Source organism: Streptomyces sp. NPDC059456, assembly GCF_042750055.1.
In the GTDB taxonomy this organism is placed as follows: domain Bacteria; phylum Actinomycetota; class Actinomycetes; order Streptomycetales; family Streptomycetaceae; genus Streptomyces.
Map to the genome: position 1 here is coordinate 1 of NZ_JBHYVA010001014.1, position 2024 is coordinate 2024.

Annotated in this window: 2 protein-coding genes; one reads left to right on the forward strand and one right to left on the reverse strand. The window is 73.4% G+C overall.

Going from position 1 to position 2024, the window contains the following annotated elements; genetic code table 11:
* Window positions 1-109 precede the first annotated feature (109 nt).
* A complete protein-coding gene (locus ACFXA3_RS41655; RefSeq protein WP_385196572.1) occupies window positions 110-754 on the forward strand; it encodes a zinc-binding dehydrogenase in 645 nt (214 codons plus the stop codon).
* Window positions 755-788: 34 nt separating this feature from the next.
* Here the strand turns inward: ACFXA3_RS41655 and ACFXA3_RS41660 are convergent, their stop codons facing one another.
* Entirely contained in the window at window positions 789-1742 is a 954-nt protein-coding gene (locus ACFXA3_RS41660) for a DUF4344 domain-containing metallopeptidase (protein ID WP_385196574.1), read from the reverse strand.
* Window positions 1743-2024: the final 282 nt, after the last annotated feature.

Sequence of the window (2024 nt, forward strand, 5' to 3'; positions counted from 1 at the left end):
CCCGGCGTGCCAGTGGGGGGGGGGGGGCGGGGGGGGGGCCCGGGGCCCGGGGGGTGTTACGTCGGCGGGGGGTGGGGCGTAAACGGCCCGGGCCGCCGCCGAAGCGGTGGTGCAGCTGCCCCCGGGGATCCCCTTCGAGCAGGCGTGCATCATCCCCGATGCCGTCTCCACGCCATGGGCGGCGATCACCTCCAGCGCGGCCGTACGGCCCGCGGAGGCGGTGGCCGTCTGGGGCGTCGGCGGCCTCGGCGCGCACGCGGTCCAGCTGCTCCGCATGGTGGGCGCCTGCCCGATCATCGCCGTGGACCCGCTCGCCGCCGCACGCGAGCGGGCCCTGCAGCTGGGCGCCGACGCCGCCCTCGACCCGGCCGACCCGGAGTTCGGGACCAACCTGCGCGCCGTCTCCGGAGCCGGCGGCATCACGGCCGCTCTGGACTTCGCGGGCGTCCCCGCCGCACGGGAACAGGCACTGGCCAGTCTCGCCGAGCGGGGCCGGCTCGTACTCGTCGGCCTCACCGACCAGCCGTTCACCATCAAGGACAATGCCTGGTTCTGCCGGTTCCGCCAGCAGGTGACCGGGCACTACGGCTCCCGGCCCGAGGACCTCACCGACCTGGTGGCCCTGGTGGGCCGACGGCGCCTGGACCTCTCCGGCTCGGTCAGCGGGATCTTTCCCCTGGCCGAGGCCGCTCGGGCGGTCGAAGCGCTGGAACGCAAGGAGGGGAACCCGATCCGGCTGATCCTCAAGCCCTAGAAGGCGGGGTCCACGAGGCCGGCGGTGCGTGGGTTCACTGGCCGCTGCGGTACCGGTCGAGCTGCTCCGCGAAGGCCTTCGTCTCCGCGATCAGCCGGGCGCGGGCCTCTCGCTGCTCCTTGTCGCCCTGCTCCTTGAACGCACGAGTGAAGTGCGGCTGGAGCTGGGTCCACCAGCCGTGGTCCAGCATCGCCCAGGCCTGCGGACACAGCGGCGCGCGGGACTTCGGCAGGTAGCCGGCGCCGACCAGCGGGCCCTCGTACCTCTTCGGGTCGCTTCCTTCCAGGTCGCAGAGGAAGTTGAAGACCCGCGCCTGGGTGACGGGGTGATCGCTGGAGAGCCCTTCCAGCGTGATCTTCCCCTGCTTGCGGGCGAGTTCGTCGAAGACGAGCGCGGCCGCCAGCGAGGGTGCGGGTCCGGCCTCGTTGACGGTGGAGAACGACGCGAACCCGTCCGCGGCGTCCTCCTCCATTCCGAGGTTCGCCAGCATCAGCTGACGCTGCAGGGCGTGGCCCAGCTCGTGGCCGAAGATGAACCGGGTGGACAGCGCGGTCAGGTCGTCGGCGTTGTACCGGTCCTTCGGGAACAGGGCGGGCCGCTCGACGCTCTTGGCCACGTCGGTGGCGATCCCCCGGACCTGGGCCAGGAACTCCGGGGGCACGTAGATCGTCCGGCCGTCGGGCTGGGTGACGGCGTCCTCGACCCCGGGCGGGACCTTGTCGGTGACCTTCACGGTCAGGTCGTGCGGGAGGGCGAGCGAGTGGTTGACCCAGTCGGCCGACTGCTCCAGGACGCGGGACTTCCGGATCACCTCGACGGCCTGCCGGTTCTCCGGTTTGATCGCATCGTCCTCGTAGACGACGGTGACCTTGCCCTTCGCCGTGTCCCCCGGGTCGTCGCCACTGCACGAGACCACGGCGAAGCCGAGCACCAGGAGCGTGCCCGCCACAGCGGTGCGCACCACGGCCGAGTAACCACCACTGCTCACGGCCCCATTATTTCGGCTGCCTGCCCGCCGGGCCCGCGACACGACGAGCGGGGGAGGGGGAGGGGGGAGGGTGGAAGGCCGAGGCGGCCGGGGTCTCCCCCTCCGGGCGGTGCCGCCCGCCCTCCGGAGATGGTTTACAGTTCAATTGGTGTCGAGGTCGACGGCCGCCCTCTGCGGCAGGCCGGACCTTCGGCACCCGTGGGCTGCCGGATGCCCCCCCACCCTGCGGGCCCCCCCCGGGGGGGGGGGGGGGGGCCCCCGCGCCCCCCCCCCCCCCCCCCC